The sequence below is a fragment of the Nostoc linckia z4 genome (genome assembly GCF_002608075.1).
In the GTDB taxonomy this organism is placed as follows: Bacteria; Cyanobacteriota; Cyanobacteriia; order Cyanobacteriales; family Nostocaceae; genus Nostoc; species Nostoc linckia.
This window is the reverse complement of record NZ_LAHA01000019.1, coordinates 24,589-46,342: the sequence shown is the minus strand read 5'-3', so window position 1 is coordinate 46,342 and position 21,754 is coordinate 24,589. Positions and strand designations below refer to the sequence as shown.

Here is a 21,754-nt window from a genome sequence, read left to right as displayed (position 1 = left end):
TGTCCAACATAGTAAAAAATTGGTATTTCTGAATCAGAAGATGAAATTACAAGATTATGCTTATTTTTCTTTGTGTCTAAGAAACCGGGAACACCTAAAGGCGAATGCGTGGGGCTAATTTATCTTTATCAATCACGAACGCCAAAAACTTTTGTTTGGCAAATCTGACTATTACTGATGGCGTAGAAAATGCATACATAAAATCTGATGCTTAACAAACCCAATTTCAAGCCTTGTTACTCTGTTGCAACCATAGAGCCAGAGCAAGTATTTATCTTATCCGAAAGAGCAACAGTTTTGTTGAGCGATCGCTTGTCTTGTCGTGTAGCTTCTTTAATACAAGATAGTCATTTGAGTGTTGACGAAATTATCGAGTTCATTCAATTGGAACTACTGCAAGAACAACAATTTTCTCAGCAAACAGCCGACTTTTTTCAGAGTGTTCTTGATATCAGTATCAAGACCCAACAAATCCTATTCCAAATGGAACAACAGGGTTATCTAGTTGAACAAGACGATGCAGTGCGATCGCACTTAGCCATTTTCTGCAATCATCTTAATATTAATCCTGCTGTGGCTCTCCGACGGTTGCAGTTAACTAAAGTTGCAGTCAAAGCTACTAAAGGACTTCCTACCGAAGACTTCATCGCTATCCTGAAATCTCTGAATATCCAAGTAGCTGATAACGCAGATTTCACAGTATTCTTAACTGACGATTACCTAGACCCCCAACTAGATGAATTTAATCAACAAGCATTAAAGTCTGCATCTCCCTGGATGCTAGTCAACCCCTTGGGAACAATCATTTGGATAGGGCCTGTATTTCATCCCCACAAAACCGGGTGTTGGCAATGTCTGGCACAACGTTTGCGAGATAATCGACCTGTTGAGACTTTTATCCAAAGGCATAAGCAAATTTCCTTATCCCCTCCTTTAGGATTCTTAACTTCAACAGTGCAAACTGCACTAGGAATGGCAGCTACAGAAGTTTTTAAGTGGATAGTCCAAGGAGAAAATCCCCGATTAGAAGGAACTTTAGTAACCTACGATACCCTAAATCTGCAAAACCAAGACCACATCCTTGTGAAGCGTCCCCAATGTCCCAGCTGTAAACATATAGTTAATGAATTGGAAAACAAACCCCTACCCGTTGTTTTAGAACACCGTCAGAAAACTTTTACTACAGACGGAGGACATCGGTATTGTTCACCACAAGAAACTATAAGAAAATATCAACATCATATCAGCCCCATTACGGGCGTTGTCCGAGAACTGAGCAAAATACCAGGGAATGGCTTAACTCATACTTATATAGCGAAGCATCATTTTAACAATATTTTTGACGATTTAAACAGCTTACGGCAAAACATCGGGGGTAGAAGTGCAGGAAAAGGTAAGACTGACATCCAAGCAATGGCTAGCGGTTTGTGTGAAGCGATGGAGCGTTATTCGGGGGTATTTCAGGGAGATGAAATTATATATAAAAATAGTTACCAAAAACTTGGCGATCGCGCCATTCATCCTAATGCTTGTATGAACTTCAGTCAACAGCAATACGAGTATCGCCACCAATGGAATGCTGAGTGTCAAGGTTGGTTTCAAAAAGTCCCAGAACCTTTTGATATGGAAAGAGAAATTGATTGGACACCAGTTTGGTCTTTAACCCGCCAAGAATTCAAATATTTACCCACAGCTTACTGTTATTATGGCTATCCCCAATCCTACCAACCGGACTGTTGGGCGGACTCCAATGGCTGTGCCGCAGGTAATACCCTCGAAGAAGCTATTCTCCAAGGATTTATGGAATTAGTTGAACGGGATTGTGTAGCATTGTGGTGGTATAATCGTCTGCAAAAATCTCAGGTAGATTTAGATAGTTTTGATGAGCCTTATTTTCAAAGCTTGAAAAAATATTACCAAGCAATTGATAGGGAATTGTGGGTGTTAGATATTACTAATGACCTTAACATTCCTACTTTTGCAGCTATTAGTCGCAGAACAAATCGACAAGTAGAAGATATTGTCTTAGGTTATGGTGCCCATTTTGACCCGAAACTTGCTATTAGTCGAGCTTTAACAGAGGTTAACCAAATTCTGCCTAATGTTTTATTGGCTAAAGCAGATGGTAGTACCCAATATCCTCCATCTGCGGATTCCCTAGCTCTAGAATGGTGGAAATCTGCAACTTTAACAAATCAACCTTATTTGGTTCCTGACGATCGAAGTCTCCCCAAAGTCTATACAGATTATCCCCAACTTGCGAGTGACGACCTCTTAGAAGATGTCAAACTTTGCCAACAAATCCTAGAGAAAAATGGTCTAGAAATGCTCGTTCTCGATCAAACTCGCCTGGATGTTGGACTGAAAGTAGCTAAAGTAATTGTGCCAGGAATGCGCCATATGTGGAAACGGTTAGATTCAGGAAGACTTTATGATGTTCCTATAAAAATGGGTTGGTTGCAAAAGCCTCTGACAGAAGAACAACTCAACCCCTATCCCATGTGGATGTAATTTACATTTAAGCAATAGGGAATAGCTACGGAATTTTTCACCCAATCAAATAGGAATCTTATATGAGTGCCTTACTATCACAAACTTTATAGGTTTAACTATTACCAATTTCAAAAAAGAATGCAACAGATAAATTTACTCCAACCCAAACAAACAAACCAATCCAAAATCCAAAATCTAAAATCTAAAATGGTATATGCTACATGGATATAAAATTATTGATGCTGATTCCCATGTCATAGAGCCTCCGCAGATATGGGCCAAGTACCTCGCCCCGGAATTTCGGGACTTTGCACCCTCACTAGACATGAAAGTTCAAGGGGAAGACATTACACAAAAAATATCGCCACAAGTGCGACAAGAGGGAAATAGGCAAATGATACAGGCTCATCCCCATGCTTATTTTCGTCGCTACGATGTAGAATCTCACCTGCAAGCAATGTTGGAGATGGGAATTGATATAGCCTTTATTTATCCAACTATTGGGCTGTGGCTTTTTGCTATTGATAGTATGCCAAAACAAGTCGTGGGAGCCTTCACCCATGCCTACAACACTTGGTTATACGAAGAATTTTGTAATTATGCTCCAGACAAATTGAAAGGAGTAGGTGCAATTAATTTTCATGCACCAGAGCAAATGATGTCGGAATTACATCGCATAGCTAATTTTGGCTGGAAATCTGTCTTTTTACGCCCTAACCCCGTTAAAGGACGACTATTAAGCGATCCTGCTTATGAGCCATTTTGGTCAGCCTGCGAAGATTTAGACATAGCAGTCGGTATTCATGAAGCCACTCATAGCCGCTTACCCACCACAGGTGCAGATAGATTTCATACTCGTTTTGCCATGCACGCTTGTTCTCATCCGATGGAACAGATGATGGCATTGTTAGCGTTGATTGAAGGCGGAGTGCTAGAACGTCACCCCCGCTTAAGAGTGGGTTTTCTAGAGTCTGGTTGCGGCTGGCTTCCTTACTGGCTTTGGCGACTGGATGAAGAGTACAAAAATTTACATTGGGAAGTCAAAAATCAAGTTAAAATCAAGCCATCAGAGTATTTCTACCGACAGTGTTTTGTCGCCATTGAACCTTCGGAACCTTACTTGGCTCAAATTATCGAATACATCGGTTCAGATAACTTAATCTTCGGCTCTGATTACCCTCACATGGATCATCACCCGGACATTGTGAACAAACTGATAAACCTTGAGATGCAGTTATCTCAAGAAACAGTGCAAAAGATTGCTTGGGATAATCCCCAGCGTTTTTACGGTTTTGCTTAAAATTTTTCTTGTTTTGTTAACACTAAACAATGACTTTATCATCAAAGCTTGAATCCTTACCTATATGTCACCCGGCGATCGCTACCTTTATCCTTTGTTTAGCATATATGTACTATACTGAGATGCGTTTGCCCTGGTATCCCTACTTTTTTCTAAGTAGCCAGTTCTTTTTGTTACTGGTGGCTTACGGTTATACCTCCAAGCCTCTTGTTTCGTTTTGTGCATCAATATTTAGATGCGTTCGCTCTGGGGCAAACCGGGAGTTATCAAGGATGGTATCAAGCTCTCTCTTGAGGAGGATAGTCTGGTAAAGCTAGTTTTGATTACACTGAAGTACGGAGTTACTGCCTAGTGAGGATTGCGTAGTATGGAGGCTAAAAAGCCGTTGGTAATTGATTTTGCTAGGGAAGAAAATACTCAGATGCTTTACCCACATAAAGCTGTGCTCTCTAGTTATACAGCCAATTGGGATGGGCTTTACCTTCAATATCACCACCAGCCACCACAGGAAATATCCGGACATTATTCTAAGCAGCATCGTATAATTGTTCATCACTATCCCCTACCAACACCGAAACTTGAATGGGTAGGAGAACTATCTCAATCCAGCCAAGTAATCCCAGGGACAATTACTATTATTCCTGCAAATACACAAAATGGGGCATATTGGGGTACAGAACACAGTTTTATTGTACTGATTTTTGAGTCGGATCTATTTGCACAGCACATTGGTAAATCAACTGATATCGATGAAGTTGAACTGTTACCGACTCTGAGTCATCCCGATCCATTGATTTACAGTATTGGGTTAGCCCTCAAAGCCGAACTAGAATCCAATGGAATAGGCAGTCGTTTGTATGTAGATTCCTTAGCGATTGCATTAACCGCACATTTATTGCAGCATTATTCTGCCCAAAAACGTATTCTGTCAATTTCTGGTACTGGTTTACCGAAAAGTAAGCTGCGAGAAGTAATCGAGTACATCCATCATCATCTCGGTCAAGATTTAACCGTGGCTCAGTTAGCTGCGATCGCTCAGGTAAGTCCAAATTATTTCTCAGCCTTATTCAAACAATCAACCGGACTCGCGCCTCATCAATACGTGCTTCGGTACCGCATAGCTCGCGCCAAGCAGTTGCTACGTGAAGGTGAACTGAGTATTGCAGATATCTCCTATCACCTCGGTTTTTCCCATCAGAGTCATTTCAGCCAGCACTTTAAACGTCTCGTTGGAACCAGTCCCAAAACATTCCTCAAAAGTTAGTAGAATTCTGCTCAAAATTAGAGAAATTTGCAAGACACTGATTCTGAAGATATTGCATACTTAAATTAATTACAGCACTTAAGACTATCATGATTTCCTAGTAAGCAAAGCACAAGAATTAAGAGCTTAGTGTTTTGTGCTTATTAAAGGTTGATTATGAATTAGCTTAAAAATTTTTATAGATGGTTTCCATCAGCAACTATCTCATCCTCTAATTATTTCGTTAACTCTGGCTTTATTTTAACAACCAGCAAAGCCAAATGTGGAGCGGGTTGCAAATTTTCCATAAGTCTATTAGTTTACACATTCATTTTGTAACTTAGGGCATTACTAATACTTGTGAAGACTGAACAATTATCTCCAACTTCTTTTCAACAAATCTCAAATACACTCGCTGAAGAATTAAACCGTCAGATAATAGTTATTCTTGACTTTGGCTCTCAATATTCCGAACTGATTGCTCGTCGAGTTCGTGAAGTCGAGGTTTATTCTGAAGTCCTGTCATACTGCACTACTGCTGATGTGATACGTCAACTAAGCCCCAAGGGGATTATTCTTTCTGGTGGGCCCAATTCTATATATGAAGATGATGTTCCCCAATGCGATCCCAAAATTTGGGATTTAGAAATTCCAATTCTAGGTGTGTGCTACGGTATGCACTTGATGGTGCAGCAACTAGGTGGAGAAGTAGCAAAAACTCAACGAGGTGAATATGGTAAGACTTCACTGCATATAGATGATTTCACAAACTTACTAACTGACATAGAAAATGGCACAACCATGTGGATGAGCCACGGCGACTCAGTAATTCAAATGCCATCCGGCTTTGAATTATTGGCACATACAGAAAATACTCCATATGCTGCCATTGCCAATCACGAAAAGAAACTCTACGGGGTGCAGTTTCATCCAGAAGTTGCTCATTCCGTTGGTGGTCTTTCCCTCATCAGTAATTTTGTACATCACATCTGTGAATGCAAACCTACTTGGACAACTACTGCTTTTGTTGAAGAAGCAATTCGGGAAATTCGTGGTAGAGTTGGTAACGAACAGGTACTATTGGCGCTTTCTGGAGGAGTAGATTCTTCCGCCCTGGCATTTTTAATGCATAAAGCCATAGGCAATCAGCTTACTTGCGTATTTATCGACCAAGGATTTATGCGTAAGCATGAGCCAGAGCGGTTGCTCAAGCTTTTCAAAGAGCAGTTTCACATTCCTGTAGAGTATGTAGATGCCGGCGCTCACTTCCTCACCGCTCTGGCTGGGGTCACTGAGCCGGAAAAAAAGCGCCGCATTATCGGACACGAGTTCATCCATGTATTTGAAGAAGTATCCAAACGCCTTGGCCCATTTGACTATCTAGCTCAAGGTACGCTTTATCCAGATGTTATCGAATCTGCTGATACCAATGTTGACCCGCAAACGGGAGAACGGGTAGCAATGAAAATCAAAAGCCACCACAACGTCGGTGGCTTGCCTAAAGACCTGCGATTCAAACTTGTAGAACCATTGCGTAAACTGTTCAAGGATGAAGTTCGCAAAGTTGGACGTTCTCTTGGTTTGCCAGAAGAAATTGTCCAGCGTCAACCTTTCCCTGGCCCTGGTTTGGCAATCCGCATCATAGGTGAGGTCACTGCTGAACGATTAAACATTTTGCGCGATGCCGATTTAATTGTGCGTCAAGAAATTAACAAACACGGCTTATACAACGAATGCTGGCAAGCCTTTGCAGTATTGCTACCAATTCGTAGTGTTGGTGTCATGGGCGATCGACGTACCTATGCTCACCCCATAGTTCTGCGAATTGTTACCAGTGAAGATGGTATGACCGCTGATTGGGCGCGTGTACCTTACAACTTACTGGAAGTTATATCTAACAGGATTGTGAATGAAGTTAAAGGTGTTAACCGAGTGGTTTACGACATTACTTCAAAACCGCCTGGCACAATTGAGTGGGAATAGGATTGGAGGGAATTTTTGAGGTTATATAACTCAAAGCAGAGTTACACAAAAGGGATAAATTTTGTGCCTAGAGTATCAAATTTGAAACTTCAATAATCAACAAGGATGATAGCTATGATTGAACATGCAAGTCCCATAAGTGGAATCGCGGCATATAAGTCAGACTATGTTGCTACGGCAGGATATGACAATTTTCTTCTTCTTTGGAACCCAAAAAACAAGCAATGCATAGCAAAAGCTGTTCACGATCACTTGGCTAACCAGTGTAGTTTCAGTTCATGTGGGAAGTATTTGGTAAGTTCCAGTAGCGACTACACTGCCAGACTTTGGGAAATTCCTACTCTAAAATTACTTGCTGTTTTTGCCGATCAGCGAGATGACGTTGAAATGACTGTCATAAATCACCAAAGCAAACTTGTTGCCACTGCTTCACGAGATAAGTTTGTTAGGATTTACGATGTCGAAGGAAAGCTTAAGCATAGACTCGAAGGACATACAGCTGATGTCATTTCAGTGGAATGGCTTAATAATCGCAATGAAGTTATTTCCAGCAGTGATGATGGTACTGTTAAGCGTTGGAATGCAGAAACTGGTGACCTTCTTGAAAATTACGATCTAGACGGTGTAGAGACTGATACAATTGCCATATCCAAAGAAGGAATTATTTATGCAGGTAATGATGAGGGAGAAATCATCATTATTGGCGATCCAGAAAAAAAATATGTCAAAGCTCATAACGCTGGGATTAAGCGATTGGCATATAATTCAGAACGACAAGCCCTAGCAAGCCTAAGTTATGACAGAACTCTGAAAATTTGGCAGGTAACTACTGATGGTTCTTTAGAATTGAAAGCCTCAGCAAATCTTCCGCAAATTGTTTGGCCTCGCTCCTGTACTTTTATCGGAGATTCTCAAATCGTTTTTGGGACTTTTGGTACTAGCTACGCTGTATACAATTACAAAAGCAGTACCTGGGATTTGAAAAGTATTAATCCTACATCTGGTTTGAACGCAGTTACCCCATACAGGGATGGATACCTTGCAGTTGGTGATGCTGGTATTATCTTCCAAGACGGAAATAAACTCATAGAACTTGGTAGCTTGTGCAACTTTTTGACTCAATTTGGGGCTACAGTAGTTTCTGGAGGACAGTCTGGACAAATATTTGATGCATTGTCAGGTAAAGTACTTCATCAGCATCGATCGCCCCTCAATTGTGGCGCAACTTTCTACAAAGATGGAGCTATACACCTGATCGTTGGTACTTACACAGGTGAAGGCTTAGTTTTTAAGCAGGATAATTCCAGAAATATTTTCTTTGTGGATGAAATCAAGCTACACAAAAACGCGATCAAGGGTATTGCATGTTCCAAAGATACTATCTTTTCTGTTTGTGCTGATACATCGGCAGCATTTCACTCAATAGACGATTTCAGTTGTTTGAAATACGTTGAGCAAGCACACAATAAGATTGCCAATGGTTGTGCATTTCTACCCGATAATCAGTTTGCAAGTATAAGTAGAGACTTGCACCTCAGAATTTGGAAAGAATTCGAGATTGAGAAGATTGCAACTCCTCACACTCATTCCATTAAATGTATTGCCAGCTCGAAAGAAGGTCACTACCTAGCAACTGCAAGCTATAACGGGCGGATTGCAATCTACTGTGTAACTTCTAGAGAGTGGATTATCGTGGAGAGACCAACGACTGCGGGAATTTCTTCTCTAGCATTTGACTCTATCAATAATCAATTTCTTGCAAGTTCATACGATGGCAAAGTCTATAAGATTTCTGTACCCTCAGAAAGCTAATAGGAGGAGATATATGTCTTTTAGGCTAACAGAGGGATTTTCTTTTGGTGGGGTTCTCTCAAAAACTGTCCCTCCAGAGTTGAGCAATGAAGTCACCCCATGGATACCGGAGAAAGAACGCAACGATCGCTATTGGATGGAGCAAGCTCTTATAACATCAATGAATAGCGTAGGTATTGCCAATCCCAATCCAGCAGTGGGCTGTGTCATAGTACGTAACGGTGTTGAAATAGCGCGGGGTTCGACATTGGCTTTCGGAGGTAAACATGCAGAGAGAGTTGCTATTGAAAGTATCAGCGACAAATCTCTATTACAAGGAGCATGTGCTTACGTTACACTAGAGCCGTGTTCTCACTTCGGTAAGCAACCTCCCTGTACACAAACTCTTATAGAAAGTGGTATTGCACGCTGTGTAGTTGCTTTAGCCGATCCTAATCCCCTTGTTAACTGGGATGGAATTAGACTACTCAAAGATAAAGGAATTGAAGTGTGTCTGGGTCTTTGTGCATCTGAAGCAATGGCTTGGAACTACAACTTCATCATGTCACAACTTTTGAACAGACCCATTTTTGCGGGAAAATGGGCCCAGACCCTCGACGGACATCTAGCAGATGATGAATTTACTTCCAAGTGGATTTCAGGTTCCTCATCTAGAGCTTACACTCACTGGTTAAGACAAAAGTATGACGCAATTTTAGTTGGAGCAGGAACTGTTTTACGCGATATACCAGAGTTGTCTGTGAGATCGTGTTCCCAGCCGATCAATCGCCAGCCCATGAAGATTGTGTTTGACCCAAAAGGGAGATTGCTAAATTGCTCAGAAGATATTCAAAAGCAGCTTTCTGAAAAGTTTTTAGCATCATCTACACCTCTGATTATTTTTACTCAAGAAAAATTTTTAATCTCAACTCAGAATTCCTGGGCTGAGTCTCTCAAAGAGTCTGAACACATTCTTTTTCTAACCTTCAAAGAAGAGGATTATTTTTGGGAAAAAATAGTAGATTACCTGAAATCAGAAGTTGTTAAAAGGCATTTTGGAAAACCGCTACAAAGTATTCTAGTGGAGGGGGGTTCCAAATTACTCACACAGTTGCTCGCTGCAAATCTACTCGATATTTGTCATGTTTTTATAGCACCAATTTTGATAGGAGGAGTTGCAAATAGAATTATGAATCCTCTGAGTTTATCTTTAGAGGAAACGGCCTTTACTTCGTCAAAGTATGCAGGAGGAAAATTGTCTTTAGCCAGCCAATATAAATTGGTTGCTCAGAATCGTTTAGGCAACGACATTTGTATGGAATTTATTCCCCAATATTTGGCAGAAGAATTAGTTCGGAGAAATATTTTTCCATGAGTATTCCTACTAAAGTGTCAATTGATCCATCTCAAATTAATATTATTTCTGCTCGCAAGGCAATGGGGCTACCAGAGCATTATGTGTCTGGGGTCACTGAAACTGAACAGCTAGACTTTGAGTATGTTCGCAGACTCAAAGTTACTGAGCTTGCAAGTATGGCTGAAAATCCAAAAGTGCCCTTTAAAACACGTTATGCAGCGGGTACAATGTTGGCACTTGTTGGAGATCCCAGGATTCAAGTTTTTGAACCTAGTATGATATTCATACCAGGCGATCGAGCCAAGATTGGTTTAAGTTGGGCACGTGTTTCTGAAGTTGCTGAGATGTACCGCGATCTTGGAGTTATTCCTTCTTGGATAGAGAAAGAAGCACCTCAGTTTGAGACAACTGTTCAATCATTTAAGATAGCTAAGTATCCAGTAACAAATGTCGAGTACTTAGCCTTTCTTAAGGATACTCAACACCCACATATACCCACATCATGGCAGTTTGGTTGCTTTCCTATGACACGTGCAAACCATCCTGTATATACGGTTTCACCAGAGTCTGCTGATGCATATGCACAGTGGTTAAGTAACAAAACAAACAGGCAATTTAGATTACCTTCGGAAATCGAATGGGAGTATGCTGCTGGGGGATCGGCAAGTCTTGAATTTCCCTGGGGTGAGGAATATTTAGACGATCGCGCTAACACCGTAGAAAGTGGCATTCTATCAACTACTCCTGTTGGTATTTATCCCAAAGGTAATTCAATTTTTGGTGTATCAGACTTAGCTGGAAATGTTGAGGAATACGTCTGTGATAATTACTGGGCATACCCTGGATCTAAAAAAATTGAGGACGATCTGATGCAGACTGTAGGTTCTTCTTACCGCATTGCTAGGGGAGGGAGTTTTACCCGATTTCGTGATTTAGCGCGTTGCAAACGTCGGCACGGCTGGTTTCCGAAAGATATCTACATTATGGGATTTAGATTGGCAGAAACAGTCTAAGGTCATAAGGAAATTGTTGACATACTTCGTTAATTGTGATTTAAATTTTAAGGAGCCAAGAACAATGGTTGTAAATTCCCACAATTCAATTGATTTGACAGCTAGTGACATTATCAGCATGAGTGACTCTTTTCAAGAGTCTGCTATATTGCAATTTGCCAACACCTCAGGACTTTTTGAACTCCTAAAAGAGCCAGTCACAGCAGAAACAATCTCACAATCAAAAGGCTGGTTGTTGCGGAAAACAACACTTCTTCTGAATGTACTAACTTCACTTAGTCTAGTCGTGAAAAGCGACGATAAATACTGCAATACTCCATCGACAAATCGAGTTTTAACCAAGGATGGGCCAGGTTATGTGGGAGCTTTAATAGAACATCAACGGTTACAATGGCAGTTGTGGAGCAAGATTGGTGAAGTTATTTCTTCTGAGGAACCCATCGAGGGTCAGCAAGAACTAAAACTCAAGAAAGACCCACATGCTAACGATGCATTCAATCAGGCAATGTTACAACTGTCAAAGGAAAACATCGCCAGCATCGTTGCACTGCCGGAAATGGAAGGCGAGAAGTATATTCTCGATCTTGCTGGTGGTCATGGTACGTATCTGTCAGCGATCGCTAAATACAATCCACATATCACCGGGCAGGTTTGGGATTTTGCAACTGCACGTGAAGCAGCTCAACATGTCTTTGCCGATTATGGTGTAGAAAACCAGATTGAGTTTCGAGAAGCTGATATCAGCAAAGCATCTTCATATGAAGGTGTGAAAGCTGACATAGCGATGCTCAATGACTGTCTGCATTATTTCGAGCAAGAGACAGTGGTTCAGATTTTATCACAAGTAGCCGGAGTTCTTCGCAAGGGTGGCACACTCCTCATTACAACAATATATATGGATAGAGATTGCGTCACACCCGCAGCAGCAGCAGGTTTTTCTTTTTACATGATGATGAATACTGCACATGGTCAATTGCATCCAACTCCATGGCTTGTTGACCAGATGGAAAACATTGGTTTCAATGTTGAAGTGAGAAATTTTGGCAGAGTTGGAACTAAAGGCGGAAAGTACGTTTTGATTATCGGACAACGTAAGTAGACTTGTGAATTTGACTTTTAAAAATTGGGCGTTGCATATTTGTAGGATGAATTCAGCAGCAAGCAGCACAATTCCATAATGAAGATGATGCAGTAACAATTTAAATTAATAGCGCCAGGACATCCACTGATTGATTTGGAACAGCAAAATAATGATGATGCCCAACCATACCGCTAACCGTGCAAATTTGCAATTCTTCGATCGGAACCTGACTAAATCTGATGATTGGCGTGGGGACTGTGCTACATTAGATGATTCTGACAAACAAGTAGAGGCTTGTGGTGTTTTTGGCATCTATGCACCAGGAGAAGACGTTGCCAAATTAACGTACTTTGGATTGTACGCTCTCCAACACCGGGGGCAAGAATCAGCTGGCATTGCTACATTTGATGGTGAGCAATTACATCTATATAAAGATGTGGGTTTAGTGTCTCAAGTTTTTAACGAATCAATTTTCAAAGACCTACCTGGTAGTATAGCTATAGGTCACACTCGTTACTCAACTACAGGCTCTAATAACCAAGCCAATGCTCAACCAGTTGTTGTGTACAGCCACCTATTTCCATTGGCTGTTGCACATAATGGCAACTTAGTCAATACTTTACAATTGCGAGATGAGTTGCTTAAGAACAATTGCAACTTGGTGACTACAAGTGATTCAGAAATGATAGCTTTAGCGATCGCTGAAGAAATCAACGCTGGTGCAGATTGCTTAGAAGCTTCAATCAAAGCATTTCACCGTTGCCAAGGAGCTTTTAGTTTAGTCATTGGCACTCCTGTTGGTGTCATGGGTGTTCGCGATCCCAATGGCATTCGTCCTCTCGTCATTGGCACTCTGGGGAATCATCCAGTCCGTTACGTTCTTGCCTCTGAAACCTGTGCTTTAGACATCATTGGAGCGAAATATCTGCGAGATGTGCAACCAGGTGAATTAGTTTGGATTACCGAAGAAGGTTTAGCTTCTTATTTCTGGAGTCAAAAATCGCAACGGAAGTTGTGTATCTTTGAGATGATTTACTTCTCTCGCCCTGATAGCATCATGCACAACGAGAGTTTGTACAGTTATCGGCTCCGCTTAGGGCAACGACTGGCTAAAGAATCTCCTGCTGATGCCGATATTGTCATTGGTGTTCCTGATTCGGGTATTCCTGCGGCTATTGGTTTTTCACAATTTTCTGGCATCCGTTACACAGAAGGACTGATTAAAAATCGCTATGTCGGACGTACTTTTATCGAGCCTACGGAATCTATGCGTGAATTAGGTATCCGTATGAAACTCAATTCCCTCAAAGATATGCTATTCGGTAAGCGAGTAGTGATTGTGGATGATTCAATTGTCCGAGGAACGACTAGCCAGAAACTGGTTAAACTATTACGCCAAACAGGTGTAGTGGAAGTACATATGCGAATTTCCTCGCCTCCAGTAACTTATCCCTGCTTCTATGGCATCGATACCGATAGTCAAGACCAGCTGATCGCTGCAACCAAGTCAGTAGAGGAGATTAGTAAACAAATTGAAGTGGACTCTCTAAGCTATCTAAGTTACCAAGGAATGCTGGAAGAGACGCGAGAACATAAGGCTAGTTTTTGTTCGGCTTGTTTTACTGGCGATTATCCAGTTCCCGTTGCTGAACCACTGAAACGTTCTAAATTAACATTAGAAAACCTAGCAAAGACAAGGACTTATACTACTGGCACATTGAGCGAACATTTTGGTGTCAGCTTAATTAGAACTTGAAAAATTGGCATACTTGCATAAGTTTTGTCATACGTGCAAGTACTACTAACTGTTACTTTCTTTGTCTGAAACTTCTGCTAGTCAGATATTGCCCAAAGGGTATTCAATACAGGTGTTTTTTACTTCTTTGTACTCTTTCATAAAGGTGAGTATGGATATAGTTGGCTCCGGTTACCTTGGATTAGATGTTTCTGAGAATATCTTAACAAAAGCTACTATCAGACAGCGCGTCCAAATTCCAATATCCTTCTCAGGAGTAGAAGAATATATTGGAGAATTTGTTTCATTTAACGATCTTTGTGATGGGAAAGAACACATTGCGATTTGTGTAGGTAAATGGCGCAATAGTGAAGCACCACTAGTTAGGCTACATTCTGAATGTCTCACAGGTGATGTTTTCGGGTCAGCAAGGTGTGATTGTGGGCCTCAACTAAAGGAAGCAATGCTCAGACTATCTAAGGAATCTGGAATCATACTCTATCTGAGGCAGGAAGGACGAGGCATTGGTCTCTACAACAAACTTGATGCTTATATCCTACAAGATAAAGGCATTGACACATACGAAGCAAATCATCGGCTTGACTTCCCCCTCGATATGCGTGACTATCGGTGTGCTGTTCAAATGCTACATGCACTTGGCGTTAACAAGATTAATCTGTTGTCCAACAATCCAGATAAAGCGGAACAGTTAAGACAGTTTGGCATTGATGTGCAGGGAATGGTATCCACAAGCGTGTTTTCTAATCCACACAATCAGTTTTACCTGAAAGCAAAAGTTTTGCGTGCAGGTCATAAAATTAACCTCGATCGAGGATTATAGCTATGGTTTGATATCCAAATCAGATTATTAGCATCTAGCTCTGTAGCAAAAACTAACTTGCAGAGTTAAATAAATATCAAATTTTACTCCTTTTTGTCTCTGTTCATCACGTCCAAGTCTTTTAGAGGGTTAGTAATGGCAACTCAAAATCCGCCGCAAATTTCATCTGAAGAATACAAAGAAGTTTTAAAAACAGCATTTGTCCAATGTTACCAGACGAGCAATGACGCCTGGTCATATGAAGAGGCAATGCGAGAAGTTCCTGTATATTTCTTGGAGTGCATAGGTAGTCAAAAGGGTCACATTTTAGATATCGGCGCAGGTTCAGGAAAAGATGCCGAAATTCTGCTAAAGGCAGGTCATTCTGTCACTGGTCTTGATTTGTATGAACATGAAGCTTGGCAGTTCTTAAGTTATACTTGGGGTGATAGAATTAATTTTGTGAAGTCGCAGTTCACTGATTGGCAGCCCTCTCCTGAAACGAAGTTTGATGCTGTATTTGATAATGGTTGCTTCCACCATCAGCACCCATCTTTATACTTTCCCTATTTAACCCATTTAAAAACTCTATTAAAGCCAAATGGAATAGCTATGTTATCGGTATTTACGCCGCTTGACGAAAATACTGATGGTTCTTTCATCGATTTTGATGAAGGGCGTATTGGTCGTTCTTTTAGTGTTAACGAATTGCAGCAATTATTGACAAATCACGGTTTTATCTGGCTTGATAGCCGTCGAATTTATCGGCCCTGGCATGAGCATTATTTGCCAGTACATTATTTAGCAGCACTTGTAAAAAATCAGCCTTAATTCATTTTACAAAAACCATAAACAATGAATTATCAATCTCTGTTTATGGTGGTGTTTTCTCATCATTCTTGCTTTGCATTTAGGTTGACAACCTCAAAAAATAGTAGGGAGAAAAATAGCAATTCCTATGAATATCCAAATCGGAGGATACAAAACAGCTTGCCGTGCTTATGGAATTGATGAAATTGCGCTAGTACCAGGAAATAGAACACTAGACCCCAGTTTGACAGACACTAGCTGGCGCATTGGTGGTATTACGCGAGAAATTCCCATAATTGCTAGTGCAATGGATGGAGTAGTTGATGTACCTATGGCTGTCCTTTTGTCTGATTTAGGAGCATTTGGTGTACTTAACCTGGAGGGCATTCAAACTCGTTATCCCGACCCAAACCCGATTTTAGAACACATCACCTCGGTAGATAAAACTGAGTTTGTCCAGCTGATGCAAAAACTTTATGCAGAGCCAATTAAGCCTGATTTAATTGAACAAAGAATTAGGGAAATTAAACAACAAGGGGGCATTGCAGCAGTGAGTGCTACTCCTGTTGGGGCAATTAAGTATGGTTCGATAGTAGCAAAAGCTGGAGCTGATTTGTTTTTTGTTCAAGCAACGGTGGTTTCAACAGCGCATTTATCACCAGAGTCAGTAATGCCACTCAATGTGGCGGAGTTTTGTGAAGAAATGCCAATTCCTGTTGTTATGGGCAATTGTGTGACATATGAAGTCGCTTTGAATTTAATGAAGACTGGTGCAGCTGGTATACTTGTGGGAATCGGCCCAGGAGCCGCTTGTACATCTCGTGGCGTGCTGGGTGTAGGTTTACCGCAAGCAACTGCTGTTGCTGAATGCGCTGCCGCTCGTGATGACTATTATGAAGACACTGGCAAGTATATACCGATTATCGCTGATGGCGGTTTAATCACTGGTGGTGACATCTGCAAATGTATCGCCTGCGGGGCAGATGCTGTCATGATTGGTTCACCCTTTGCTAGATCTACACAAGCACCAGGACGGGGTTTTCACTGGGGTATGGCAACTCCTAATCCGGTGTTGCCCCGTGGTACTCGCATTCACGTTGGCACTACTGGTACATGCGAACAAATTCTCCGAGGCCCAGCGCAATTGGATGATGGTACTCATAATCTGCTGGGAGCTTTAAAAACAAGTATGGGTACACTGGGAGCCAAAAACATTAAGGATATGCAGCAAGTTGAAGTTGTGATTGCTCCCTCTCTTTTAAATGAAGGAAAGTTGTATCAAAAAGCACAACAAATAGGTATGGGTAAGCGTCCTTGTTAGGATAGAGTTTGCTGAATGCGATGCAATACTATCACTTAGAACAAGAGAATTACTTCAATTCGTGGTCAAACTGCCAAAGTACTGATAAGAAGAATTACAAAATTCAAGAGTTAGGAGCTTTTGCAAATGGTACAAACGCAAACAATAAATAGGCTAAAAGAACTACAGAAAGTAACTGATATTAGGCACATTAATCTTATTGTGCGCGATATAGAAGTTACTTGGGAGTTTTATCAAAGAGTCTTGGGTCTGGTTTATAAGTATCATATGACCGAGACCAAGATTGTCGCAGCGTTTAATGATTATGAGTTCTTTTTGGAAGAAGTACGTGATTGGCCTGGTGAAAATCCGAACTTTCATATAGGATTACGAACAACACCTGACAAGGTTTACGAGTGGGCAGAACACTTAGCTTCACTGGAAGTGCCGCTAGTTTGTGGAAATAATCCAGTTGCTGAAGTTTATGCTCTTCCTAACACTGGTAGAGTCGCCCTTTATTTTCGTGACCCTGACGGCACAATGATTGAAATCTACTCGCCGGAATGATCGTTTCGTAAGACTGAAGTTCCCCTAATGCAAAAAGTACTGATTTATGTAGATCTCCATTCAAAAATTTTTTGCTTTGCTTTATGCTCTTACAAATTGTCAAAGGATCTTGGGTTCGCATAGCGTGTTGCTTTGCGACTCAGGCAGTTTGAGGCTTTTACCGCCGACCTTTTTTACCATACGCCAGATATGCGAGTAAATCGACATTGTGTATGGCCTAGGTATTTTGGAGTTCAAAGCCTATATTTATTGTAGAGCAAAGCTTACAAAATTTTTTAGTACCAATGCACAGGGAACTTCAGATTAGACATCTCCGAAAATGAATCTGAAAATCACATACACTTTGATCTCGACTTTATCTATTTTCTAGCAAAGATATGCCTGGGGCAAGCCGCTAAAAAGCGTTTAAACTAATACTGAAACCTATGTAGGGCAAAGATTTTTAAAATTCCCAATTTTACCATCAATCATTTTTGTAAGAGACTCCACGAGCTGCACTCAAAAGGAGCAATGAAAATTTCTTTTCCCTAATCCCCACTCCCTACTCCCTATTTTCAAGGCAGGTTTATTACTATGTCGTCTGACTTTATCAACCTTCGAGTTACTGGGATTTCACAAGGTGTCATTGTGGATAAGACAGTCGCTGACTCTCTTCCATCTGTAGACTGGCATTTTATGGGAGGCAGAGTAGTGGCAGTGTTAGACCCAGCCTTTGTTGGCATGATTGATTTAGCTGAATTCATTGGTGGGCCCTCATGCTTTGCTGCTTCAGTGTCGCCTTGGAATTACTGCCGAGTTGCTCTTCGCAAGTTGAAGCTTAGCACTACCCCAGATGGTAAGCTAAGAATCAGTATCAACAATCTCGACGCCTAATTTCCTAGCGGTACTCCACAGCAATAACATTAAAAATTTCTGTGTGTAGCACTATGGTAATCCGCTTCGTTGCATTCGATAAGCTTGATGGCATTCCCCACATCATAGTTGATAGTGGAGAGACGGCTTCAACAGAATTAGTTCTCTCCCATTGGCCGGGAGTCCAAACACCCGTCTCCCTAAAATCGGATCTGTCCACCGGAATCGTAATGAATTATTTAAGACAAGGATACCCGCACCCTAAAGTATCCGTTGTATCTGCTTCCCATTTTGATGTGGATGCGCTAGTCTCCGTTTACGCTATGGTCAACCCGGAACAAACCATGAAACATTGGCGGCTGTGGTTAGATGTAGCTCGTGCGGGTGACTTTAGATACTCACAATCGACCATTGCAAGAAGGTTAGCTGCATTATGTGATTCTTGGGCATCACGCGATCGCTCACCTTTGGGTGCTAAAGCGTTCGATCAACCGATAGCTCGTGTGACAGAAATGTTGTTTCAAGACTTACTCTTAAGGCTAGATGAAATCTGTAAAAATTTACAAAGATACAAGCCACTTTGGGAAGAAGAGGAAAATTCTTACGCACAGACCTGGGAAATGGTGAAAAGTGGCTTAATTACTGTCGAAGAGTATGATGACCAGGAACTCAGTATTATTCGATTATCCGATCGTCTCATTAACCGTTTGGTTGACCAACATCAATCAAGGTATTTTGGTCTTAGCCAATTTGTCATACACGAAATAGCGCGACACTTTACGATCCTCATAGGCCTCGATCGCTATTATCAAGTAGTACAGCGCTATGAAAGTTGGGTACAATACTGTAGCCGCCCAATACGCCTGCGGCCAGATTTCGCAGCACTGGTTGAGCTGTTGAATGAACTAGAAGGTGAAAAATGGTGCTATGAAGGGGTATGGAAGTTAGCTCCGATGATGTGGTTAGCATCACAGCAACAGAGCAAACTCGATGAATCACAGTTTATTTCACTAGTTTGTTCATTTCTAGAATTGGCTCCCGTTGCTTGGAACCCCAGTACACTGGCATAAATAGCAACTTTAGAGTAACTATGGAGCGCAATTATTTTTAAGAACATCTCCAGAGAAACTGGTGCAGAGGTTGGAGAATTCAAAATGGCAGTCAAATTTCAGCTATGTCAAAGTGCTGAATGCTGTCAGGGGTAGCGGGGCGCTGAGCCATTGCTGAATAAAAACCCACTTAATTCAAGGCTTTGGGCAATCAACACTGTCCTAACCAATGTGACTACGGCCATATATAAGTAACAAAAGAGCATTGCATATTTGGGGGATGATTTTTTCACGCAGAGGCGCCCAGACGCTGAGAGGATAAAGAGTTTTAGATTTCAAAATATAAATTTCATCTCTCGATTCAACAACGCCAAAAATTTCTCCGCGTCCCCGTGTCTCCGTGTCCCCGCGTCAGTCCTAACTATGGGTCTTTAACCGGACATGATATGACTCGATAGACGCAGCGTCTCTCGCCAGTAACAATGTGTTCAGTTCTTTCAATAACAGCGTTAGAACCTAGAACTGACTGAAACACTTCTAGTTCTTGACGACACAGCCCGGTACAAGTTACAGCAGCAGCACAGATGGGACAGTGGTTTTCAATCAATAAAAACGATCCATCTGCGTCACATTGGATTTCAGCCATGTATCCTTCTTCTGTACGTTTTGCCGCTAATGCTTCTAACCGCTGCTCAACAGAGCCAGCACTAGGTATTTTCTCCCGGTACTCTAGGATTTGCTGGCGAGTTCTGATCTCCAATAAGCGATCGAGACCCTCTTCACCGAATGCTTCTTTTACAGAATTAAGCAGGCTTAGGGTCAACTCTGCATAGCGCTCTGGAAAAAGGCTATCAGCGGCAGAAGTTAACTGCCATAGTTTAGCGGGTCGCCCCATAGAACGCGACTCTTCGTGGTAAGTCACTAGTTGTTCTTCTTGCAAGGCGTACAGGTGCTGGCGTACTGCCATTGCTGTGACATTCAAACGGGAAGCTAAAGCTAGAGCGTCCATCGATCCCTCTAGCTTTAGTAGTTTGAGAATAGCGCGTCTGGTACGGACAGTTGCTGATTTATTAGTTAATTCACTCTTCATATTTAATAAATTAAAGAAAAATCTTTACAAAGTCAACCTCATCTTTTACACTTTTTATAAAGAAAAATTTTTATAAAGTCGCAAGAAACTCTATTGACGTAATTCAACGCAAATCTAATTTTTAACTATGAATCGACGCATATTGATTGTAGCTGCGGTGCTTTTTTTTGTAACTCATGCTACAAATTTACAAGTCCCACTGTATGGTATCTACGCTAAAAATGCAGGCTACAGTAGTGGATTATCATCGGTAGCCTTTGCCACGTATGTAGCAGGACTCTTACCAACTTTGATTTTTCTTGGTGGAATTTCTGACCGCATAGGACGTAAAACCGTAATTATAGCCAGCTTGCTATCAGCTACACTTGCTACGTTTTTGATGATTGTCCACCCATCCATTTACACGCTGTTTGTCACCCGTATCTTACAGGGAATCGGAGTTGGCTTGATTACGGGAACTGGAACAGCATATATATCTGCTTTGATACCGGAATCTTGGTCGCAGGTGGCAGCCTATGTGAGTTTAACCACTTCTTTGGGTTTTTCTAGTGGTGCCTTGTTTACCAATGCAGCTTTGTTGCTCCAAAACTCTTTAGTTCCTTTGAGTTATTGGATTATCTTCATATTACTTTTAGGATGTCTAGGCTTGGCAATGAGACTACCAGAACAGCCTGCTTCTTCTGGATCGCTACTTCGCTTGCCAAGCTTTCCAGCAGGTACTGTACTTGCTGGTCTAACAATAGCATTAGCATGGTCGCTTGCTGGGGTTGTAGGTGTGATTCTACCAGCACAGTTATTGCAATATAATCTGCCTAACTGGTCGGGGCCAATGTTGTTTATTTTCGTGATTGCTGGTGTTCTAGTCCAACCATTTGCCCGTCGTCTTGACGCCGTGGTTTCACTCCAATTAGGTTGTGTGATTCTTGTGCTTGGCTATATCACTTTCACATGTGGAGCATGGCTAGGTGTCTTAAGTCTGGTCTTGGCAGGTGTGGCGATCGCTGGTACTGCTTGCTATGGGTTCACTTACTTAGGCGGATTGGCTGAAGTTGTCAGACTTAGTGGATCGCAATCAGCGCGGGCAACTTCTGGCTATTTCGTCTGTGCTTATTTAGGCTATGGTTTACCGATTATTCTCATTGGCTTTTTTGCGGATCGAGTAGGCATCATGAACACACTCTTGGGTTTTGGAGTGGTTATTCTGGCCTGCAATGCTTTGCTAATTGGAATCTACCAAACAGTCAAAAAAAAGCGACTAGCTTAAAAATAA

Annotated in this window: 17 protein-coding genes; 16 read left to right on the top strand and 1 reads right to left on the bottom strand. The window is 41.5% G+C overall.

Annotated elements, in window-relative coordinates; all coding sequences use genetic code 11:
• The first annotated feature begins 207 nt into the window (after nucleotides 1-207).
• The 15 genes from VF06_RS16780 to VF06_RS16710 all read left to right on the top strand — a co-directional run bounded on the left by VF06_RS16780 (nucleotide 208) and on the right by VF06_RS16710 (nucleotide 19,415).
• On the top strand, nucleotides 208-2,511 hold the full coding sequence (locus VF06_RS16780) for a TOMM precursor leader peptide-binding protein (protein ID WP_099070020.1): 2,304 nt from the start codon (nucleotides 208-210) through the stop codon (nucleotides 2,509-2,511).
• A gap of 196 nt (nucleotides 2,512-2,707) precedes the next feature.
• Nucleotides 2,708-3,793 carry an amidohydrolase family protein gene (locus VF06_RS16775; RefSeq protein ID WP_099070019.1) on the top strand — a complete coding sequence of 362 codons (1,086 nt, stop codon included), beginning with the start codon at nucleotides 2,708-2,710 and terminating at the stop codon, nucleotides 3,791-3,793.
• A gap of 367 nt (nucleotides 3,794-4,160) precedes the next feature.
• Entirely contained in the window at nucleotides 4,161-5,057 is an 897-nt protein-coding gene (locus VF06_RS16770; RefSeq protein WP_099070018.1) for an AraC family transcriptional regulator, read from the top strand.
• A gap of 378 nt (nucleotides 5,058-5,435) precedes the next feature.
• The gene (guaA, locus tag VF06_RS16765; RefSeq protein ID WP_244918059.1) at nucleotides 5,436-7,019 is read left to right on the top strand and encodes a glutamine-hydrolyzing GMP synthase; all 1,584 of its coding nucleotides are present in this window, start codon (nucleotides 5,436-5,438) and stop codon (nucleotides 7,017-7,019) included.
• A gap of 105 nt (nucleotides 7,020-7,124) precedes the next feature.
• A complete protein-coding gene (locus VF06_RS16760) occupies nucleotides 7,125-8,831 on the top strand; it encodes a WD40 repeat domain-containing protein (protein WP_306474313.1) in 1,707 nt (568 codons plus the stop codon).
• 13 nt (nucleotides 8,832-8,844) lie between these two features.
• On the top strand, nucleotides 8,845-10,185 hold the full coding sequence (ribD, locus tag VF06_RS16755) for a bifunctional diaminohydroxyphosphoribosylaminopyrimidine deaminase/5-amino-6-(5-phosphoribosylamino)uracil reductase RibD (RefSeq protein WP_180267303.1): 1,341 nt from the start codon (nucleotides 8,845-8,847) through the stop codon (nucleotides 10,183-10,185).
• Nucleotides 10,182-11,180: a formylglycine-generating enzyme family protein gene (locus VF06_RS16750; protein WP_218963818.1), complete on the top strand. Its 999-nt coding sequence runs from the start codon at nucleotides 10,182-10,184 to the stop codon at nucleotides 11,178-11,180. The genes ribD and VF06_RS16750 overlap by 4 nt, the downstream gene beginning before the upstream one ends.
• A 64-nt stretch (nucleotides 11,181-11,244) precedes the next feature.
• Nucleotides 11,245-12,279, top strand: a complete 1,035-nt coding sequence (locus VF06_RS16745; RefSeq protein ID WP_099070015.1) for a methyltransferase — start codon at nucleotides 11,245-11,247, stop codon at nucleotides 12,277-12,279.
• A gap of 151 nt (nucleotides 12,280-12,430) precedes the next feature.
• Entirely contained in the window at nucleotides 12,431-14,017 is a 1,587-nt protein-coding gene (gene purF, locus VF06_RS16740) for an amidophosphoribosyltransferase (RefSeq protein ID WP_371411845.1), read from the top strand.
• Nucleotides 14,018-14,168: 151 nt separating this feature from the next.
• On the top strand, nucleotides 14,169-14,837 hold the full coding sequence (locus tag VF06_RS16735) for a GTP cyclohydrolase II (RefSeq protein ID WP_099070013.1): 669 nt from the start codon (nucleotides 14,169-14,171) through the stop codon (nucleotides 14,835-14,837).
• A 135-nt stretch (nucleotides 14,838-14,972) separates the two neighbouring features.
• Nucleotides 14,973-15,647: a class I SAM-dependent methyltransferase gene (locus VF06_RS16730; protein WP_099070012.1), complete on the top strand. Its 675-nt coding sequence runs from the start codon at nucleotides 14,973-14,975 to the stop codon at nucleotides 15,645-15,647.
• Nucleotides 15,648-15,774: 127 nt separating this feature from the next.
• Nucleotides 15,775-16,947 (top strand): GuaB3 family IMP dehydrogenase-related protein, encoded by a 1,173-nt coding sequence (locus VF06_RS16725; RefSeq protein WP_099070011.1) that lies wholly within the window; start codon nucleotides 15,775-15,777, stop codon nucleotides 16,945-16,947.
• 126 nt (nucleotides 16,948-17,073) lie between these two features.
• Nucleotides 17,074-17,493, top strand: coding sequence for a VOC family protein (locus tag VF06_RS16720; RefSeq protein WP_099070010.1), 420 nt, complete (start codon nucleotides 17,074-17,076; stop codon nucleotides 17,491-17,493).
• A 573-nt stretch (nucleotides 17,494-18,066) separates the two neighbouring features.
• The gene (locus VF06_RS16715; protein WP_099070009.1) at nucleotides 18,067-18,366 is read left to right on the top strand and encodes a hypothetical protein; all 300 of its coding nucleotides are present in this window, start codon (nucleotides 18,067-18,069) and stop codon (nucleotides 18,364-18,366) included.
• 53 nt (nucleotides 18,367-18,419) lie between these two features.
• A complete protein-coding gene (locus VF06_RS16710; RefSeq protein WP_099070008.1) occupies nucleotides 18,420-19,415 on the top strand; it encodes a DUF6687 family protein in 996 nt (331 codons plus the stop codon).
• A 400-nt stretch (nucleotides 19,416-19,815) separates the two neighbouring features.
• On the opposite strand, the gene VF06_RS16705 is transcribed toward VF06_RS16710, so the two are convergent.
• Nucleotides 19,816-20,484: a helix-turn-helix transcriptional regulator gene (locus VF06_RS16705; RefSeq protein WP_099070007.1), complete on the bottom strand. Its 669-nt coding sequence runs from the start codon at nucleotides 20,482-20,484 to the stop codon at nucleotides 19,816-19,818.
• A gap of 127 nt (nucleotides 20,485-20,611) precedes the next feature.
• Between VF06_RS16705 and VF06_RS16700 the strand changes: the two genes are divergently transcribed.
• The gene (locus tag VF06_RS16700) at nucleotides 20,612-21,748 is read left to right on the top strand and encodes an MFS transporter (RefSeq protein ID WP_099070006.1); all 1,137 of its coding nucleotides are present in this window, start codon (nucleotides 20,612-20,614) and stop codon (nucleotides 21,746-21,748) included.
• The last annotated feature ends 6 nt before the right edge of the window (nucleotides 21,749-21,754 follow it).